Source organism: Rahnella variigena, assembly GCF_003610915.1.
Taxonomy (GTDB): Bacteria; Pseudomonadota; Gammaproteobacteria; order Enterobacterales; family Enterobacteriaceae; genus Rahnella; species Rahnella variigena.
Genome location: NZ_NSDJ01000001.1, coordinates 1,425,240 through 1,444,855 on the forward strand (window position 1 = coordinate 1,425,240; position 19,616 = coordinate 1,444,855).

16 protein-coding genes are annotated in these 19,616 nt (G+C 52.1%); 12 read left to right on the plus strand and 4 right to left on the minus strand.

Annotated features, from left to right (window positions below; translation table 11 throughout):
- The first annotated feature begins 1 nt into the window (after position 1).
- Both thrB and thrC read left to right on the plus strand, forming a co-directional pair.
- On the plus strand, positions 2 to 931 hold the full coding sequence (gene thrB / locus CKQ54_RS06585; protein WP_120161964.1) for a homoserine kinase: 930 nt from the start codon (positions 2 to 4) through the stop codon (positions 929 to 931).
- A 24-nt stretch (positions 932 to 955) separates the two neighbouring features.
- Positions 956 to 2,245 carry a threonine synthase gene (thrC, locus tag CKQ54_RS06590; protein ID WP_120161963.1) on the plus strand — a complete coding sequence of 430 codons (1,290 nt, stop codon included), beginning with the start codon at positions 956 to 958 and terminating at the stop codon, positions 2,243 to 2,245.
- Positions 2,246 to 2,312: 67 nt separating this feature from the next.
- Here thrC and yaaA read toward each other — a convergent pair whose 3' ends face one another.
- Both yaaA and CKQ54_RS06600 read right to left on the minus strand, forming a co-directional pair.
- Positions 2,313 to 3,086 (minus strand): peroxide stress protein YaaA, encoded by a 774-nt coding sequence (gene yaaA / locus CKQ54_RS06595; protein ID WP_120161962.1) that lies wholly within the window; start codon positions 3,084 to 3,086, stop codon positions 2,313 to 2,315.
- 112 nt (positions 3,087 to 3,198) lie between these two features.
- Positions 3,199 to 4,626 (minus strand): alanine/glycine:cation symporter family protein, encoded by a 1,428-nt coding sequence (locus CKQ54_RS06600; protein ID WP_120161961.1) that lies wholly within the window; start codon positions 4,624 to 4,626, stop codon positions 3,199 to 3,201.
- A 275-nt stretch (positions 4,627 to 4,901) separates the two neighbouring features.
- On the opposite strand from CKQ54_RS06600, the gene tal reads away from it, so the two are divergent.
- The 3 genes from tal to CKQ54_RS06615 all read left to right on the plus strand — a co-directional run bounded on the left by tal (position 4,902) and on the right by CKQ54_RS06615 (position 8,032).
- Positions 4,902 to 5,855: a transaldolase gene (tal, locus tag CKQ54_RS06605; RefSeq protein ID WP_112291902.1), complete on the plus strand. Its 954-nt coding sequence runs from the start codon at positions 4,902 to 4,904 to the stop codon at positions 5,853 to 5,855.
- 124 nt (positions 5,856 to 5,979) lie between these two features.
- The gene (gene mog / locus CKQ54_RS06610) at positions 5,980 to 6,567 is read left to right on the plus strand and encodes a molybdopterin adenylyltransferase (protein ID WP_120161960.1); all 588 of its coding nucleotides are present in this window, start codon (positions 5,980 to 5,982) and stop codon (positions 6,565 to 6,567) included.
- A gap of 142 nt (positions 6,568 to 6,709) precedes the next feature.
- Positions 6,710 to 8,032 (plus strand): MFS transporter, encoded by a 1,323-nt coding sequence (locus CKQ54_RS06615; RefSeq protein WP_120161959.1) that lies wholly within the window; start codon positions 6,710 to 6,712, stop codon positions 8,030 to 8,032.
- 60 nt (positions 8,033 to 8,092) lie between these two features.
- Here CKQ54_RS06615 and satP read toward each other — a convergent pair whose 3' ends face one another.
- Positions 8,093 to 8,692 (minus strand): acetate uptake transporter, encoded by a 600-nt coding sequence (gene satP / locus CKQ54_RS06620; RefSeq protein ID WP_112287002.1) that lies wholly within the window; start codon positions 8,690 to 8,692, stop codon positions 8,093 to 8,095.
- A gap of 317 nt (positions 8,693 to 9,009) precedes the next feature.
- Between satP and dnaK the strand changes: the two genes are divergently transcribed.
- The 4 genes from dnaK to nhaR all read left to right on the plus strand — a co-directional run bounded on the left by dnaK (position 9,010) and on the right by nhaR (position 14,505).
- Positions 9,010 to 10,911 carry a molecular chaperone DnaK gene (gene dnaK, locus CKQ54_RS06625; protein ID WP_112287001.1) on the plus strand — a complete coding sequence of 634 codons (1,902 nt, stop codon included), beginning with the start codon at positions 9,010 to 9,012 and terminating at the stop codon, positions 10,909 to 10,911.
- Positions 10,912 to 11,010: 99 nt separating this feature from the next.
- Positions 11,011 to 12,144, plus strand: a complete 1,134-nt coding sequence (gene dnaJ, locus CKQ54_RS06630) for a molecular chaperone DnaJ (protein ID WP_120161958.1) — start codon at positions 11,011 to 11,013, stop codon at positions 12,142 to 12,144.
- Positions 12,145 to 12,376: 232 nt separating this feature from the next.
- Complete coding sequence (nhaA, locus tag CKQ54_RS06635) at positions 12,377 to 13,552, plus strand: Na+/H+ antiporter NhaA (RefSeq protein ID WP_120161957.1); 1,176 nt, start codon at positions 12,377 to 12,379, stop codon at positions 13,550 to 13,552.
- A gap of 65 nt (positions 13,553 to 13,617) precedes the next feature.
- On the plus strand, positions 13,618 to 14,505 hold the full coding sequence (gene nhaR, locus CKQ54_RS06640) for a transcriptional activator NhaR (RefSeq protein WP_120161956.1): 888 nt from the start codon (positions 13,618 to 13,620) through the stop codon (positions 14,503 to 14,505).
- A gap of 81 nt (positions 14,506 to 14,586) precedes the next feature.
- Here the strand turns inward: nhaR and rpsT are convergent, their stop codons facing one another.
- On the minus strand, positions 14,587 to 14,850 hold the full coding sequence (gene rpsT / locus CKQ54_RS06645) for a 30S ribosomal protein S20 (protein WP_013577064.1): 264 nt from the start codon (positions 14,848 to 14,850) through the stop codon (positions 14,587 to 14,589).
- A gap of 439 nt (positions 14,851 to 15,289) precedes the next feature.
- Here rpsT and ribF point away from each other — a divergent pair, with 439 nt between their 5' ends.
- From ribF to lspA, 3 genes are all read left to right on the plus strand, one after another.
- Positions 15,290 to 16,228 carry a bifunctional riboflavin kinase/FAD synthetase gene (gene ribF / locus CKQ54_RS06655; protein ID WP_013577063.1) on the plus strand — a complete coding sequence of 313 codons (939 nt, stop codon included), beginning with the start codon at positions 15,290 to 15,292 and terminating at the stop codon, positions 16,226 to 16,228.
- Between the two features lie 61 nt (positions 16,229 to 16,289).
- A complete protein-coding gene (ileS, locus tag CKQ54_RS06660) occupies positions 16,290 to 19,106 on the plus strand; it encodes an isoleucine--tRNA ligase (protein WP_120161955.1) in 2,817 nt (938 codons plus the stop codon).
- Positions 19,106 to 19,612: a signal peptidase II gene (lspA, locus tag CKQ54_RS06665; protein WP_112286995.1), complete on the plus strand. Its 507-nt coding sequence runs from the start codon at positions 19,106 to 19,108 to the stop codon at positions 19,610 to 19,612. Before ileS ends, lspA begins: the two co-directional genes overlap by 1 nt.
- Positions 19,613 to 19,616 lie beyond the last annotated feature (4 nt).

Below are 19,616 nucleotides of genomic sequence, written 5' to 3' on the forward strand. Positions count from 1 at the left end.
TATGGTTAAGGTGTATGCCCCGGCTTCAATCGGGAACGTCAGCGTAGGCTTCGACGTGCTGGGCGCGGCCGTGTCTTCGGTCGATGGCACGCTGCTGGGCGACTGCGTTTCTGTCGAAGCGGCCACAGAGTTCAGTCTGAAAAACGAAGGCAAGTTTGTGTCTAAACTGCCTGACCGCATGGAAGACAACATCGTTTATCAGTGCTGGCAGCGTTTCTGTCAGGAAATCGGCAAAGAAGTGCCGGTGGCGATGACGCTGGAAAAAAACATGCCGATCGGTTCCGGCCTGGGTTCCAGCGCCTGTTCGGTGGTCGCCGGTCTGATGGCGATGAATGAATTTTGCGGTAAGCCGCTCAGTGAAAACCAGATGCTGTTGCTGATGGGCGAGCTGGAAGGGCGTATTTCCGGCAGCGTGCATTTCGATAATGTCGCACCGTGCTATCTGGGCGGCATTCAGCTGATGCTGGAAGAACTCGATATTATCAGCCAGAACGTGCCAAGCTTTGACGACTGGTTGTGGGTGATGGCGTATCCTGGCATCAAAGTGTCGACGGCAGAAGCGCGTGCTATTTTACCCGCGCAGTATCGCCGTCAGGATTGCATCAGCCATGGTCGTTATCTGGCGGGCTTTATTCATGCCTGTCACACGCAGCAACCTGCGCTGGCTGCGAAACTGATGAAAGATGTGATTGCTGAACCTTATCGCACCCGTCTGCTGCCGGGCTTTGCAGAAGCACGCAGCGCCGCAGAAGAAATCGGTGCGCTGGCTTGCGGGATTTCGGGTTCCGGTCCGACGCTGTTTGCGGTTTGTAATGACAGCGCAACAGCGAAACGTATGGCTGACTGGTTGCAGACGCACTATCTGCAAAATGACGAAGGCTTTGTTCATATTTGTCGTCTTGATACCGCGGGCGCGCGGGTATTGGGATAACTCGATAATTTATTGGGATAACTAATGAAACTGTACAACCTGAAGGATCACAACGAGCAGGTCAGCTTTGCTCAGGCCGTCAAACAAGGTCTTGGAAAACAGCAGGGTTTATTCTTCCCGCTGGATCTGCCTGAATTTGAACTGACTGAAATCGACCGCTTGCTGGAACTGGATTTCGTCACCCGCAGCAGCCGCATTCTTTCTGCTTTCATCGGCGATGAAATTCCTGAAGAGGAATTACATCAGCGTGTGAAAAACGCCTTTGCTTTCCCGGCACCGGTAGTGAAAGTGGAAGAAGACATTGCCTGTCTGGAACTGTTCCACGGTCCGACCCTGGCCTTTAAAGATTTCGGTGGCCGCTTCATGGCGCAGATCCTGACGCAGGTTTCAGGTGACGAGCCGGTGACCATTCTGACCGCAACGTCGGGCGATACCGGCGCAGCCGTGGCGCACGCTTTCCACGGTCTGAAAAATGTCCGTGTAGTGATCCTGTATCCGCGCGGCAAAATCAGTCCGTTGCAGGAAAAACTGTTCTGTACCCTTGGTGGCAACATCCATACTGTCGCCATCGACGGTGATTTTGACGCCTGTCAGGCGCTGGTGAAACAGGCGTTTGATGATGAAGAACTGAAACATGCGCTGAAGCTGAACTCGGCCAACTCCATCAATATCAGCCGCCTGCTGGCGCAGATTTGCTACTACTTTGAAGCGGTGGCTCAGTTGCCGCAGGAAGCGCGCAATCAGCTGGTCGTTTCCGTGCCAAGCGGTAACTTCGGGGATCTGACGGCCGGTTTACTGGCGAAATCTCTCGGCCTGCCGGTGAAACGCTTTATCGCAGCGACTAACGCCAATGATACCGTGCCGCGTTTCCTGTCTGACGGCGAATGGGATCCGAAGAAAACCGTAGCGACATTGTCGAACGCCATGGACGTCAGCCAGCCAAATAACTGGCCACGTGTGGAAGAGCTCTATCGTCGTAAAACCTGGCAGCTGAAAGATCTGGGCTTTGGCGCAGTCAGCGATGACACCACCGAAGATGCGATGCGCGAGCTGGCGAATATCGGTTATATCTCTGAACCTCACGCGGCTATTGCTTACCGAGTATTGCGTGATCAGCTGCAACCGGGCGAATTTGGTCTGTTCATCGGTACTGCGCATCCGGCGAAATTCAAAGAAAGCGTGGAAGCGATTTTGGATCAGGACATCGGTTTGCCGAAAGAACTGGCGGATCGCGCAGATCTGCCGTTGCTGTCGCATAACCTTCCGGCTGATTTCAGTGAAATGCGCGCATTCCTGATGGCGCTGCCTGAATAAAAACCGTGCTTCAGAAATGCAAAAGCCCTCTTCGCGAGGGCTTTTTTACGCATACTGCTCAGATAAATCAGCGTTCCGGGCGGGTAAATACCAGCTCGTTGCCCTGTGAGCGTGATTCATCAAATTCGTAACCTTCCAGATTGAAATCCTGAAGTTGTTTCGGCTTATCCAGACGCTCTTTGATAATGAACCGGCTCATCAGGCCACGCGCTTTTTTGGCGTAGAAGCTGATGACTTTGTACTTACCGTTCTTCTCATCAAGGAAGACAGGTTTGATGATTTCCCCATCCAGCAGTTTAGGTTTCACCGCTTTGAAGTATTCATCAGACGCCAGATTCACCAGCACTTTGCTTTTCTGTTCGCTGAGTAACAGATTCAGTTTTTCAGTCAGTAAATCGCCCCAGAACGCATACAGATTCGCACCCTGCGGGTTTTCCAGACGGATACCCATTTCCAGACGGTAAGGCATCATTAAATCCAGCGGACGCAACAGACCGTATAAACCGGACAACATGCGCAGATGTTTTTGGGCAAAATCGAAATCTTTCTCGCTAAAATCTTCCGCCTGCAGACCGGTATACACGTCACCTTTAAAGGCCAGAAGCGCCTGTCGGGCATTTTTCGGGGTGAAATCCGGCTGCCAGTCATTGAAGCGTTCAGCGTTCAGATGGGCCAGTTTATCGCTGATCCCCATCAGTGAAGAGATCTGCGCCGGGGACATTTTACGCGCCACGTTGATCAGTTCACTGGATTTATCCAGCAACTCTGGTTGGGTATAGCGCGTTGTCGCAAGCGGGCTTTCGTAATCGAGCGTTTTGGCAGGTGAAATAATGGTCAGCATAGTCTTGTCCGTTGGTCAGTGACGGTTCAAATTCAGAATTTTTCGTTGCCATACTGTAGCAAAAAAGTCACTGCGATGGGGGCATGACAGCAATAGGTAAAAGCGGTGAAAATCAGCGCGGAGATGACGTTTTATCCCACACACCCGGCTCAAGCTGACCGCGTAATTCAGGGAAATGGTCAGGGTTAAAGACGGGAGTTTTGCCCATCCGCCGCTGCCGCTCATAATCCTTCACCACTTTTACCGCGATGCCGGAAAGCAGCAGCAGGGCGGTGAGATTAAGTATGGCCATCAGCGCCATGAAGATATCAGCCAGCTTCCAAAGCATCTGGAGTTCCATCAGGCAGCCGCCGAAAACCATCGCAATGACCAGCAACCGGAAAATCAGCAACTTAACCGGGGAAGCGCTGTGAACAAAACTGAGATTGTTTTCAGCATAGACATAGTTGCCGGCGATTGAAGTGAACGCAAAGGCGCACACCAGCATCGCCAGAATAACCGAGCTCCATTCTGGCAATGCGGGGTCGATGGCCAGGCGGAGCAGGCGAATTCCCGTGGGTGCTCCGGGAATATCCAACGCGCCGGACGTTAAAATAATCAACGCCGTAGCGGTGCAAATTACCACCGTATCAATAAACACCGCCAGCATCTGGTTAAAACCCGAAGCAGCCGGATGGCTGACTGCTGCCATCGCCGCGACATTTGGCGATGAACCGACACCGGCTTCACTGGCAAAAGCCCCGCGCTGCATCCCCTGCGTTATCGCCTGAGTCACGCCATAAGCCAGCGCGCCGGATGCCGCTTCCTGCAGGCCGAAGGCACTTTTGAATATCAGTGCGAATACCTGAGGAAGCTTTTCGACATGATGACCAATGACCCAAACGGCCAGAAGCAGCCACGCAATGGCCATCAGCGGAATCATCCATTTGGACAGCCAGGTAACGGCGCGGATCCCGCCGAAAATCAGCAGGGCAACCAGTGCCGCTAAAATACAGGCGGTTGTCAGCGCCGGAACATGCAGGAGATGGAATGATGCCTGAGCAATCGAATTGGCCTGTAACGCACTGAAAATAAAGCCGCAGGAAATGACCATCAGGAAGGAAAACAGGATCCCCATCCAGCGCATTCCCAGCCCTTTCTCCATGTAGTCTGCCGGTCCACCACGAAATTTATTACGCGCACTGGTGCCTTTGTAAATCTGCGCCAGCGTGTTTTCTATCAGCGCGGTCGCCATGCTGAAGAGCGTAATAATCCACATCCAGAAAATGGCTCCCGGCCCGCCGAGCGCAATCGCAATGGTCACGCCTGTCAGGTTACCGGTACCCATTCGTGAAGCCATACTCAGACAAAGTACGCGCCAAGGGGATGTTCCGCGGGGATCGGCGTTGCGTTTAAAAAGGGACGGAGAGAAGAGGTGGCCAAAACGACGAAACTGAATGAACCCAAGACGGAAAGTGAGATAAATACCGCTGCCAAACAGCAGGTAAATCAGGATTGTGCTCCAGAGAATTGTGTCGAAAAATTCCAGCAAGTCATTCATGAATTGTCCTTGGTTGATTTACCCTTCATCGTTTTTATTAATTGGCTTAAGGGCAATGACCACTTTGGATGGCTAACATACCTTTTTTATCAAACCGGTGACATATGCATTTTGGCTGAAATTGTGTGTTTTGGAAGGTGATAAATCCATAGATGTTCGTAGCCGAGCATGCCGCGAGATGCGCCTTGCGCGTGGCTTTTTGCATGTTATCATCAGCCAAAGGCAAGGCATGAAAATGCCTATACGAAAACGTCCAAACGATGAGATATGCCAAAATGACCGATAAACTGACTTCCCTACGCCAAATGACTCAGGTTGTTGCTGACACCGGAGATATCGCGGCAATGAAGTTGTACCAGCCGCAGGATGCGACCACCAACCCGTCACTGATCCTCAGCGCTGCGCAAATTCCTGAATACCGTAAACTGATCGACGAAGCAATCGCCTGGGCACGTGACCAGAGCAGCGATCACGATCAGCAGATTACTGATGCCGCTGACAAGCTGGCAGTAAACATCGGTCTGGAAATTCTGAAACTGGTCCCGGGCCGTATTTCAACAGAAGTTGATGCCCGTCTGTCTTACGACACTGACGCGAGCGTGGCCAAAGCCAAACGTCTGATCAAACTGTATAACGATGCGGGCATCACCAACGACCGTATCCTGATCAAACTCGCTTCGACCTGGCAGGGTATCCGCGCTGCGGAAAAACTGGAAAAAGAAGGCATCAACTGTAACCTGACCCTTCTGTTCTCCTTCGCTCAGGCTCGTGCTTGTGCAGAAGCGGGCGTGTTCCTGATTTCTCCATTCGTTGGCCGTATTCTCGACTGGTACAAAGCCAATGGCGACAAGAAAGAGTTCGCGCCGAATGAAGATCCGGGCGTGGTGTCTGTGACCGAAATCTACGAATACTACAAACAACACGGCTACGAAACTGTCGTGATGGGCGCAAGCTTCCGTAACATCGGCGAAATCATCGAACTGGCTGGTTGTGACCGTCTGACTATCGCTCCTGCGCTGCTCAAAGAGCTGGCAGAAAGCGAAGGTCCGCTGGAGCGCAAATTGTCCTTCTCCGGTGAAACCAAACCACGTCCTGCGCCACTGACTGAATCTCAGTTCTACTGGGAACACAACCAGGATCCGATGGCTATCGACAAACTGGCTGACGGTATCCGTAAGTTTGCAGTTGACCAGGGTAAACTGGAAAAAATGATTTCTGACCTGCTGTAATCAGCGCTCAGTTTTCGACAAAAAGCGGCTAATCAGCCGCTTTTTTTGTGCCTGCGATAAAACCAACGGTCGGTTACCGATATACTGAGACAAATTACGAAGAAAAATGCTGTGGAGAAATAGCATGAATACATTCCGAATTGGTCTGGTATCGGTGTCGGACCGCGCCTCAAACGGTGTTTATCAGGATAAAGGCATTCCGGCGCTGGAAGCGTGGCTGGAGAAGGCGCTTATTACCCCATTCAAACTGGAAACAAGACTGATCCCAGATGAGCAGCCGCTCATTGAACAGGCGATCAGCGAACTGGTCGACGAGAGTGGCTGTCATCTGGTGCTGACCACCGGCGGAACCGGCCCTGCACGCCGTGACGTTACGCCGGATGCCACGCTGGCGGTGGCCGATCGTGAAATGCCGGGCTTCGGTGAGCAGATGCGCCAGATAAGCCTGCACTTTGTGCCGACGGCGATCTTATCGCGTCAGGTTGGGGTTATCCGCAAACAGGCGCTGATCCTCAATTTACCCGGTCAGCCGAAATCAATTCAGGAAACGCTGGAAGGCCTGAAAGATGCTGACGGTAAGGTGATTGTTTCCGGTATTTTCGCCAGCGTGCCGTACTGTATCCAGCTTCTCGACGGACCTTACGTCGAAACGCATGATGAAGTGGTAGCAGCTTTTCGTCCAAAAAGTGCCCGCCGCGATACAAAAAACTGAATAGCCCCCGATTTCAAAATTAACAGAAGTTACGCGTCAGGCACTCTGGTGTGAAAAATATTTGCCGTTATAGTAATGATTACTTTACATGAGGTGGCAAAACCTTTTTCCATTTTACACTCTGGTGTCTGACGGTATCCCTATGCAACACGCACAATCGCGCCGGTTGAACCGGCAGGACTACAAAACGCTGTCCCTGGCTGCATTGGGTGGCGCACTCGAATTTTACGATTTCATCATTTTCGTCTTCTTCGCTGCGGTGATTGGCGATCTCTTCTTCCCGGTCAACATGCCCGACTGGCTGCGGCAGGTGCAGACCTTCGGTATTTTCGCCGCCGGTTATCTGGCACGTCCGCTGGGCGGCATCATCATGGCGCATTTCGGCGATTTAGTGGGTCGTAAGCGTATGTTCAGTCTGAGTATTCTGCTGATGGCCTTGCCGACACTGGCGATGGGTTTATTGCCGACTTATGCGTCGATTGGCATTGCAGCACCGCTGTTATTATTGCTGATGCGCGTATTGCAGGGTGCGGCTATTGGCGGAGAAGTCCCAGGTGCATGGGTGTTTGTGGCCGAGCATGTGCCGCGCAGCCGCATTGGTTTTGCCTGTGGAACGCTGACGGCCGGTTTAACATTGGGGATCCTGCTGGGTTCTCTGGTGGCAACTTTACTGAACACCAGCATGACACCGGTAACAATCAGTCAGTACGGCTGGCGTATTCCGTTCTTTATTGGCGGTATTTTCGGTTTGATCGCCATGTATCTGCGCCGCTGGTTACAGGAAACGCCGGTCTTTATTGAGATGAAAGCGCACAAAGCGCTGGCGGAAGAGCTGCCTCTGAAAGCCGTGGTCGCCAATCATAAAAAAGAAATTGTGGTCTCGATGCTGATGACCTGGCTGTTATCGGCCGGGATCGTGGTGGTGATTCTGATGACACCAACCTGGCTGCAGAAACAGTTCGGTATTCCGGCTGCAGCGGCATTGCAGGCAAACTGTCTGGCCACCGTGGCGCTGATGGTTGGCTGCATCATCTCAGGCAGCGTTGTGGATCGACTTGGTGCCAGCAAAACATTCATCTTCGGCAGCCTGTTCCTGGGGATTTGCACATGGTCGTTCTATCACATGGTCGCGGCGGATGCGTCGGTACTCATGGGCATGTACGCGCTCGCCGGACTGAGCGTGGGCGTGGTCGGTGCCGTGCCCTATGTGATGGTACGGGCATTCCCGGCTGAAGTGCGTTTTACCGGTATTTCTTTTTCATACAATGTGGCATATGCGATTTTCGGCGGCCTGACGCCGATCTTCGTCACGCTCATAATGCGTCTGACCCCGATGGCTCCTGCGTACTACGTGCTGGCGCTGTCCGCAATTGGTCTGCTGACCGGTATTTATCTGAGCCGTGACCTGAACAGTGAAGCGGCGAAAGAAGCGAAATTTGCCGAGCGTGTCGCATCCGGCCAGTAAGTTTGTTTCAGATATTAAAAAGCCCTGCAATGCAGGGCTTTATCATCTCAGGCATGACTGTTATGCAACGACAGCATCAACGTGCGCAGCCTGTTTTTTCGGCTCGCCGACAGGCAGAACCGTACGGCCATACTGTTCATTCAGTACTTCAGCCATCGCCAGATAAATCGCGCTGGCACCGCAGAAGATACCTTCAAAGCCCGCAAAATGCAGAACTGCGGTGTTGCCGGTCATATTTCCGTAGCACAGCAGGGCGAACAAAATTGTCAGGCTGCCGAAAACAACCTGAATGCCACGGTTCGCTTTCAGGGTGCCAAAGAACATGAATAAAGTGAAAACACCCCACACACCGAGATATGCGCCCAGGAAACTTTCGCTGCTGGCGTCAGCCAGGCCCATGCGTGGCAGCATCAGGATGCCAACCAGGCTCAGCCAGAAGGCGCCATATGAAGTGAACGCGGTCGTGCCGAACGTGTTCCCTTTTTTAAATTCCATCATCCCGGCGAGGATCTGAATCAGTCCGCCATAAAAAATGCCCATGCTCACAATCACTGCGGTGAGAGGGAAAAAGCCTGCATTGTGTAAATTCAATAAGATAGTGGTCATACCAAATCCCATCAGCCCGAGCGGGCCTGGATTTGCTAAGGGTTTACTGTGCATAGATCCTCTGTATCGGAATTATTATTAATTGATAATCGGGGGAAGAACGCTTGGAAATGGGTAAAAAAGCCACATATCTTTGGAAGCGCGCGGCATCATAAGGAGGGTTGCGTCAGCAAACATTGATCTGGCGTAACAGCAATTGAAGATTTTTTTTCACTTTGCCCCTTGATGCTGAGCAGCATGGCCCCATCTTATTCCCAACCGCAGTTGTTACCGTCGGGAAATCCGTTAAATGGGGCTGTTGAAATCGTAAAGATCGGCCACATATACAGTAGCAACCTGAACGAATATGAATTTAAGTGGAGACGTTTTAGATGGGTAAAATTATTGGGATCGACCTGGGCACCACCAACTCTTGTGTAGCTATCATGGATGGCACGACTGCTCGTGTACTGGAGAATGCTGAAGGCGACCGCACCACTCCTTCCATCATCGCTTATGCGGCAGATGGCGAGACTCTGGTAGGTTCTCCGGCTAAACGTCAGGCTGTGACTAACCCGCAGAACACCTTGTTTGCGATCAAGCGCCTGATTGGCCGTCGCTTCCAGGACGAAGAAGTTCAACGCGACAAAGGCATTATGCCTTACCAGATCGTAGGCGCTGACAATGGCGACGCCTGGATCGACGTTAAAGGTCAGAAAATTGCACCTCCGCAGATCTCTGCAGAAGTGTTGAAGAAAATGAAGAAAACTGCTGAAGATTATCTGGGCGAACCAGTGACTGAAGCGGTTATCACCGTACCTGCTTACTTCAACGATGCTCAGCGTCAGGCAACTAAAGACGCCGGCCGTATCGCAGGTCTGGAAGTTAAACGTATCATCAACGAACCAACCGCAGCGGCACTGGCTTATGGCCTGGATCGTGAAATCGGTAACCGCACTATCGCGGTATACGACCTCGGTGGTGGTACTTTCGATATCTCTATTATCGAAATCGACGAAGTTGACGGCGAAAAAACTTTCGAAGTTCTGGCAACCAACGGTGACACACACCTCGGTGGTGAAGACTTCGACAGCCGCATGATCAACTACCTCGTTGAAGAATTTAAGAAAGAGCAAGGCATGGATCTGCGTAACGATCCACTGGCGATGCAACGTCTGAAAGAAGCTGCTGAAAAAGCGAAGATCGAACTGTCTTCAGCTCAGCAAACTGACGTGAACCTGCCGTACATCACTGCTGATGCGTCAGGTCCAAAACACATGAACATCAAAGTGACCCGTGCAAAACTGGAATCTTTGGTAGAAGACCTGGTTAACCGTTCTATCGAACCACTGAAAGTGGCTCTGAAAGACGCAGGTCTGTCAGTTTCTGACATTCAGGACGTTATCCTGGTGGGTGGTCAGACCCGTATGCCAATGGTTCAGAAGAAAGTTGCTGAATTCTTTGGTAAAGAACCACGTAAAGACGTGAACCCGGACGAAGCTGTGGCAATCGGTGCAGCAGTTCAGGGTGGTGTGTTGGCAGGTGACGTGAAAGACGTTCTGCTGCTGGACGTGACTCCGTTGTCTCTGGGTATCGAAACCATGGGCAGCGTGATGACTCCGCTTATCACTAAAAACACCACCATCCCGACTAAACACAGCCAGGTGTTCTCTACTGCGGAAGACAACCAGTCTGCAGTAACCATCCATGTGTTGCAGGGTGAACGTAAGCGTGCAAGTGATAACAAATCTCTGGGTCAATTCAACCTGGATGGTATTCAGGCAGCGCCTCGCGGTCAGGCACAGATCGAAGTGACCTTCGACCTTGACGCCGATGGTATTCTGCATGTGTCTGCGAAAGACAAGATTACCAACCGTGAGCAGAAGATCACCATCAAGGCATCTTCTGGTCTGAGCGAAGAAGAAATCCAGAAAATGGTCAACGATGCTGAAGCCAATGCTGAATCTGACCGTAAGTTTGAAGAACTGGTTCAGACCCGCAACCAGGCGGATCACCTGATCCACGGTACCCGTAAGCAACTGGAAGACGCCGGCGATAAACTGCCAGCTGAAGACAAAACCGCAGTAGAAGAAGCCCTGAAAGCACTGGAAGTTTCGGCTAAAGGTGAAGACAAGGCTGATATCGAAGCGAAAATCCAGGCGCTGGTACAGGTTTCCGGCAAACTGATGGAAATGGCTCAGCAGCAAGGCCAGGCTGAAGGCGGCGATAACAGCGCGCAGAAAGATGACGACGTTGTTGACGCTGAATTCGAAGAAGTTAAAGACAAAAAATAATCGCCCTTAAGCGGGCACAGTAAGAAGTTTTACTGATAACCAGCACGGGCGTCGAGGAAACTCTACGCCCGTGCACGCATGTTGAGGGTAGGTTAAAGCATGGCGAAGCAAGATTATTACGAGATTTTAGGCGTATCCAAAACAGCGGATGAGCGTGAAATCAAAAAGGCTTATAAGCGCCTGGCAATGAAACATCACCCTGACCGCAATCAGGGCGATAAAGAGTCCGAAAGTAGGTTTAAAGAAATTAAAGAAGCTTATGAAATCCTGACCGATGCGCAAAAACGTGCGGCCTACGACCAGTACGGTCATGCAGCCTTTGAACAAGGTGGCATGGGCGGTGGCGGCGGTTACGGCGGCGGCGGTGCAGATTTCAGCGACATCTTTGGTGACGTCTTTGGCGACATCTTTGGCGGCGGTCGCCGTCAGCGTGCCAGCCGGGGTTCTGATCTGCGTTACAACATGGATCTGACTCTGGAAGAGGCCGTTCGTGGTGTCACCAAAGAAATCCGCATCCCGACACTGGATGAATGTGACGTCTGCCACGGCAGCGGCGCGAAAGCGGGCAGCTCTCCGGCCACCTGTCCGACCTGTCATGGTGCAGGCCAGGTTCAGATGCGTCAGGGCTTCTTCACTGTCCAGCAGGCGTGTCCGACCTGTCAGGGCCGCGGTAAAGTGATTAAAGATCCGTGCAACAAATGTCACGGTCATGGTCGCGTAGAGCGCTCTAAAACGCTGTCAGTGAAAATTCCTGCGGGTGTCGATACCGGCGACCGTATTCGTCTGGAAGGTGAAGGCGAAGCGGGCGAGCACGGTGCTCCGTCAGGCGATCTGTACGTTCAGGTTCAGGTTAAAGCGCACAAAATCTTTGAGCGTGAAGGTAATAACCTGTACTGCGAAGTGCCAATCAACTTTGCCATGGCTGCACTGGGTGGCGAAATTGAAGTGCCAACGCTGGATGGCCGCGTGAGTCTGAAGATCCCTGCCGAAACGCAAACGGGCAAAATGTTCCGTATGCGCGGACGCGGTGTGAAATCTGTCCGTGGTGGTGCTCAGGGCGACCTGATGTGCCGTGTGGTCGTTGAAACGCCGGTCAGCCTGAGCGAGAAGCAGAAGCAATTGCTGCGTGATCTGGAAGAAAGCTTTGGTGGCGTATCGGGTGAAAAAAACAGCCCGCGTTCTAAAAGCTTCCTGGATGGCGTGAAAAAGTTCTTTGACGATCTGACCCGCTAATCTCTCGCTGACTTCAGCGGCAGAGAAAGCCACATAAAATCCCCGGCAGCGTTCACGCTCCGGGGATTTTTTTATGGGTTTTATAAAGAAAATGCAAAGCCATACCATTCGTAAAAGCCGAGTTATACTCCAGAAATAATCGACTTTTTACGAAGTGATTCTGTGCGTACAATTCGCGCATTCCATTGTGGCAATCCTTTTATCGCCACGCCTTTTTTACAGGAGAGTCAGAATGTCGAATATCATTCGTCAGTTTTTACGCTTAGAGGCCGCAGGCGGTATCGTACTGATCCTTGCCGCTATCGTGGCGGTTATTATGGCGAATACCCCATTGCAGGGGGCGTATCAGGCATTTCTGGATATTCCGGTTACGCTGCGTTTTTCTGAATTGCTGATCGACAAACCGCTTTTGCTGTGGATTAACGACGGGCTGATGGCCGTATTCTTCCTGATGATTGGCCTGGAAGTGAAGCGTGAACTGTGTGAAGGCGCGCTGGCAAATCGCGAACAGGCTCTGTTCCCGGCGATTGCCGCATTGGGTGGGATGATCGTTCCGGCTCTGATCTACTTACTGTTTAACGGTGGGGACGACATTGCTCGTCAGGGGTGGGCTATTCCGGCAGCCACGGACATTGCCTTTGCGCTGGGTGTGATGGCACTGCTGGGGTCCCGCGTGCCAACTGGCCTGAAAGTGTTTCTGCTGGCACTGGCCATCATTGATGATTTGGGTGCGATCGTTATCATCGCGTTGTTCTACAGCCATGATGTCTCAATGATTGCGCTTGGGTTATCTGCGGCGTGTATCGCGGTTCTGGCCTGGCTGAACTGGCGTGGTGTAACCAAGCTAACGCCTTATCTGCTCATTGGCGCCGTGTTCTGGGTGTGCGTACTAAAATCAGGTATTCACGCGACGCTGGCGGGTGTGATCCTTGGATTCCTTATCCCGCTCCGAACCAAAGAGAATAAAACCTCACCGGCGCGCCGTCTTGAGCATGGAATTCATCCTTACGTTGCCTGGTTCATTCTGCCTGTTTTTGCTTTCGCCAATGCCGGTATCTCGTTGCATGGTGTGACGGCTGCCGGTGCGTTTTCAATGTTACCGATGGGTATCATGGCGGGACTGTTGCTGGGTAAACCGTCAGGCATCATTCTTTTCGGCGGGCTGGCGCTGAAGCTGGGCATCACCCGTCTGCCATCCGGCATTACGTTTAGCCAGATTGCAGCGGTGTCAGTGCTGTGCGGGATTGGTTTCACCATGTCCATTTTTATCGGCTCACTGGCATTTGCTTCACTTGATCCGGCGCTGCTGACTTACGCAAAAATGGGCATTCTGATGGGATCAGTGGCTTCAGCTGTTATAGGTTTTCTGATGCTGAGCCGCGCTTTGCCGAAAAAAGCGCATCATTAAACCCTGTGCTGTGCGGGAAACCGCGCAGCATGATGCTGACTTCATACTTCAGAAAGGATGAAACCATGCCTCATATTAACTACAACCATTTGTATTATTTCTGGCACGTGTGTAAATCAGGTTCTGTCGTGGGAGCCGCAGAGGCACTGTATCTGACGCCGCAGACCATCACCGGCCAGATTAAATCGCTGGAAGAGAGACTGGGTGGCAAGCTGTTCAAACGTCAGGGGCGCGGTCTGGTACCTTCTGAGCTGGGGCAACTGGTGTATCGCTATGCGGACAAAATGTTCACGCTCAGTCAGGAAATGCTGGATATCGTGAATTATCGCAAAGAATCGAGCCTGCTGTTTGATGTGGGCGTGGCGGATGCGCTATCCAAACGCCTGGTCAGCCGGGTGCTGGAAGCGGCCGTGCCGGACAATGCGAAAATTCATCTGCGTTGCTTTGAATCAACACATGAAATGCTGCTTGAGCAGCTGAGTCTGCACAAGCTGGATATGATTTTGTCAGATTGCCCGGTGGACTCCACGCAGCAGGAAGGATTGTTCTCCGTGAAACTGGGTGAAAGCCCGATCAGCTTCTTTTGCTGCCAGCCGATGTCGGAAATGAGTTTTCCAGCCTGTCTCGAGCAGCGGCCTTTGCTGATCCCCGGGCGGCGATCCATGCTGGGTCGCAAGCTGCTTAACTGGTTTAACACGAAGGGGCTTAACGTCAATATTCTGGGGGAGTTTGATGATGCGGCGCTAATGAAAGCTTTCGGAATGAACAATAATGCGATTTTTGTCGCGCCAGCCATCTATTCGTCGACAGAATTTCAGGATGAAAAAATTGAAGAGGTCGGGCGGCTGGAGGGGATCATGGAAGAGTACTATGTGATTTTTGCGGAGCGTATGATCCAGCATCCTTCAGTACAGCGGATTTGTCACACCGATTTCACGGCGCTGTTTGAGTAGCTTCTCGCTGTGACTCAAATTTCAGATATAAAAAAACCGGCCTGAGCCGGTTTTTTTATCAAGCATTTCAGCGTAATGCGATTATTGCATTGCGTTGATTTGCGCAGTCAGATTTGACTTATGACGCGCTGCTTTGTTTTTGTGGATCAGGCCTTTGCAAGACTGACGGTCCACGATTGGTTGCATTTCGTTAAATGCGTTTTGTGCAGCAGCTTTGTCGCCTGCTGCAATAGCCGCGTATACCTTCTTGATAAAGGTACGCATCATAGAACGACGGCTCGCGTTGTGCTTACGGCGTTTTTCTGACTGTACGGCGCGTTTCTTAGCTGATTTGATATTAGCCAAGGCCAACTCCCAAATATTTTTCTATTGATGAACAATTCAAAGGCCGAGGAATATGCCTTTTCGGTCTTCTTTTGTCAACGGATTTGTGCAAATAAGCGGCGTTTTAAAGAGTAAACTTCGATCGTCGCTTGTTACGTTGTGATGGCGCAGGATTTTAACAGCTTCCGGCATCGGAATACAGTCTTTCGCGAGAAAAATCGACAGGAGAGTGTACAAACTGCCCACTACGGCCATTAACGCTTTGTTTATGCGAAAAGTCACGCATTCCCTGTATGCAACGAAAGATTTTCATCGCCACGCCGCCATTTGAACCGCAATATCTGCCGTATGCAAGAGAGAATGGTGAGATCCTGCTAATCGCTGGTTAACCTTGGAGGCTGTACAAGGTATAATCCGCCGATTTCCATCTTTATGAGTCAGCATTGGATTTGAGCCAGCTATGGAGCTAATTCGCGGAATACACAATATTCGAGCACGTCATCATGGATGTGTGCTGACTATTGGCAATTTTGATGGTGTACACCGTGGCCACCAGGCCCTGATTGAACAGCTGAAGCTGGAAGGTCAACGTCTGGGGTTACCGGTGATGGTAATGATTTTTGAGCCACAGCCTCTGGAGCTGTTTGCCGGTGATAAAGCACCTGCACGACTGACCAGTTTGCGCGACAAAGCCAAGTATCTGGCAGAGTGCGGCGTTGATTATCTTTTATGTGTGCGTTTCGAACCCCGGTTCGCTGCCCACATGGCGCAGGCCTTTATCTCGCAACTGCTGGTCGAAAAGCTGGGCGTTAAATTCCTGACTGTCGGGGATGATTTCCGTTTTGGTGCCAGTCGTCTGGGAGATTTTGAGCTATTGCAGAAAGCCGGGGAAGAATACGGCTTTGAAGTGATCAGCACGCAAACTTTCCGTGAAGGGGAGAACCGCATCAGCAGTACGGCTATCCGTAATGCGCTGCGGGATGACGATTTAGCCCTGGCCGAAAACTTACTCGGCCATCCGTTCAGTATTTCAGGGCGTGTTGTTCACGGCGATAAGCTGGGACGTACCATTGGTTTCCCGACCGCCAACGTCCCGCTCAAGCGAGTCGTTTCACCGGTACGCGGCGTGTATGCCGTTGAAGTCTTAGGCCTCGGGCCTGAACCTTTGCCGGGCGTGGCGAACATCGGAATACGTCCGACAGTCGGTGGTGTGCGCAAGCAGTTGGAAGTGCACCTTCTCGACACCACATTAGATTTATACGGGCGCCACATTGACGTGGTGCTCCGCGCGAAATTGCGCAACGAACAGCGTTTCTCCTCGCTTGATGCTTTAAAGCAACAGATTGCGAACGATGAAGTGACGGCCCGGGAATTCTTTGGGTTAAAGACACTGCGCTAAACATGTACTGACAGGCGTGTAACAAAGCCTGGAATCCAGCCGAAAACGGAACCGAGAATCTATGAGTGACTACAAGAACACCCTGAATTTGCCGGAAACAGGGTTCCCGATGCGTGGCGATCTGGCCAAGCGTGAACCTGACATGCTGAAAAATTGGTATGACCAGGATCTGTACGGGATTATTCGTGCTGCCAAGAAAGGCAAGAAAACCTTTATTTTGCATGACGGCCCTCCGTATGCGAACGGCAGCATTCATATTGGTCACTCAGTAAACAAAATTCTTAAAGACATGATCGTTAAGTCCAAAGGACTGGCGGGCTTTGATGCGCCGTATGTTCCTGGCTGGGACTGTCATGGTCTGCCAATCGAGTTGAAAGTCGAGCAGCTGATCGGCAAGCCGGGCGAGAAAGTCACTGCGGCAGAATTCCGTGAAGCGTGCCGTAAATACGCAGCAGAGCAGGTTGAAGGCCAGAAGAAAGATTTCATCCGTCTGGGCGTATTGGGCGACTGGGATCACCCGTACCTGACCATGGACTTCAAAACTGAAGCCAACATTATTCGTGCGCTGGGTAAAATCATCGGTAACGGCCACCTGCACAAAGGGGCTAAGCCGGTTCACTGGTGTACAGATTGCGGTTCATCCCTGGCAGAAGCAGAAGTTGAGTATTACGACAAAGCGTCTCCATCTATTGATGTGGCGTTCAACGCGACTGACGCTGCCGCCGTGGCTGCGAAGTTTGGCGTATCTGCTTTTAACGGCCCAATCTCGCTGGTTATCTGGACCACCACGCCGTGGACCATGCCTGCTAACCGTGCGATTTCACTGAACCCTGAGTTTTCTTATCAGCTGGTTCAGGTTGAAGGCCAGTGCCTGATCCTGGCAACCGATCTGGTTGAAAGCGTCATGAAACGCGCCGGTATCGCAGAATGGACCATCCTGGGCGAGTGTAAAGGTGCGGATCTCGAGTTGCTGCGCTTCAAACACCCGTTCCTCGGTTTCGACGTTCCGGCGATCATGGGCGATCACGTAACGCTCGATGCCGGTACCGGTGCCGTGCATACCGCACCAGGCCACGGTCCGGATGACTTTGTCATCGGCCAGAAATACGGTCTGGAAGTGGCGAACCCGGTAGGGCCGAACGGCTGCTACCTGCCAGGCACTTACCCGACGCTGGACGGTAAATTCGTCTTTAAAGCCAACGACCTGATCGTTGAACTGCTGCGCGAAAAAGGCGCATTGCTGCACGTTGAGAAAATCACGCACAGCTACCCGTGCTGCTGGCGTCACAAAACGCCGATCATCTTCCGTGCTACGCCACAATGGTTCATCAGCATGGATCAGAAAGGTCTGCGTCAGCAGTCTCTGGAAGAGATTAAAGGCGTGCAGTGGATCCCGGACTGGGGTCAGGCGCGTATCGAAAACATGGTCGCTAACCGTCCTGACTGGTGTATCTCCCGTCAGCGCACGTGGGGCGTGCCGATGTCTCTGTTCGTTCACAAAGACACCGAGCAACTGCATCCGCGCAGCATTGAGCTGATGGAAGAAGTCGCTAAACGTGTTGAAGTGGATGGCATTCAGGCGTGGTGGGATCTGAATCCGGAAGACATTCTGGGTGCGGACGCTGCCGATTACGTCAAAGTGCCGGATACGCTGGACGTGTGGTTTGACTCCGGTTCAACACATTCTTCCGTTGTGGATGTGCGCCCTGAATTTAACGGTCATTCGCCGGATCTGTATCTGGAAGGTTCTGACCAGCATCGTGGCTGGTTCATGTCTTCCCTGATGATTTCGACTGCCATGAAAGGCAAAGCGCCTTACAAACAAGTTCTGACGCACGGTTTCACCGTGGATGGTCAGGGCCGCAAAATGTCTAAATCCATCGGCAACACCATCGCGCCGCAAGACGTGATGAACAAGCTGGGTGGCGACATCCTGCGTCTGTGGGTGGCATCAACGGATTACACCGGCGAAATTGCCGTGTCCGACGAAATCCTCAAACGTGCTGCGGATTCTTACCGCCGTATCCGTAACACCGCGCGCTTCCTGCTGGCGAACCTTAACGGTTTCGATCCGGCGCTGCACAGCGTGGCTCCGGAAGACATGGTTGTTCTGGATCGCTGGGCTGTTGGCCGTGCGAAAGCCGCTCAGGAAGAAATCATTGCCGCGTATGAAGCCTATGATTTCCACGGTGTGGTTCAGCGCCTGATGCAGTTCTGCTCGATCGAAATGGGTTCCTTCTATCTGGACATCATTAAAGATCGCCAGTACACCGCGAAAAGCGACAGCATTGCACGTCGCAGCTGCCAGACTGCGCTTTACTATATCAGCGAAGCACTGGTCCGCTGGATGGCGCCAATCATGTCGTTCACCGCAGATGAAATCTGGGCTGAGCTGCCGGGCAGCCGTGAGAAATTCGTCTTTACCGAAGAATGGTATGACGGCTTGTTCGGTCTGGCGGGCAACGAATCCATGAACGATTCGTTCTGGGATGAACTGCTGAAAGTCCGTGGCGAAGTGAATAAAGTGATTGAACAGGCGCGTGCAGATAAACGTCTGGGCGGTTCTCTGGAAGCGGCGGTCACGCTGTTTGCTGATGATGCGCTGGCAGCCGACCTGCGTTCTCTGGGCAACGAACTGCGCTTCGTGCTGCTGACTTCAGGTGCGAAAGTTGCCGCGCTGTCTGAAGCAGACGATGCCGCTGTGCCAAGTGAATTGCTCAAAGGCCTGAAAATCGGTCTGGCGAAAGCGGAAGGCGACAAATGTCCGCGCTGCTGGCATTACACTACTGACGTCGGCCAGAACGCGGAACATAGCGATATCTGCGGCCGTTGTGTCACTAACATCGCTGGCGACGGCGAAGAGCGTAAGTTTGCATAATGAGTAAATCGATTTGTTCCACCGGACTCCGCTGGCTCTGGCTGGCGGTCGTGGTCATTATCGTGGATCTGGGCAGTAAGTTTCTCATTATGGGAAACTTCCAGCTCGGCGAATCCATGCCGTTGATCCCGTATTTAAATCTGTTCTACGCCCAGAACCATGGCGCTGCGTTCAGTTTCCTGGCAGATAAAGGCGGCTGGCAGCGTTGGTTCTTCGCGTTAATCGCACTGGTTATCGTCGTGGCGCTGGTCGTGCTGATGTATCGTGGCAGCGCGAAGCAGAAGCTGAATAACATTGCCTTCGCTATGATTATCGGTGGCGCACTCGGTAACTTGTTTGACCGCCTGTACCACGGTTTCGTGGTCGACTTTATCGATTTTTATGTCGGTAGCTGGCATTTCGCGACCTTCAATCTGGCCGACAGTTTTATCTGCGTCGGTGCGGCAATGGTGGTGCTGGAAGGTTTTCTGGCTAAACCGAATGAAGCCACGAAGAGCAAAGGATAAGAAT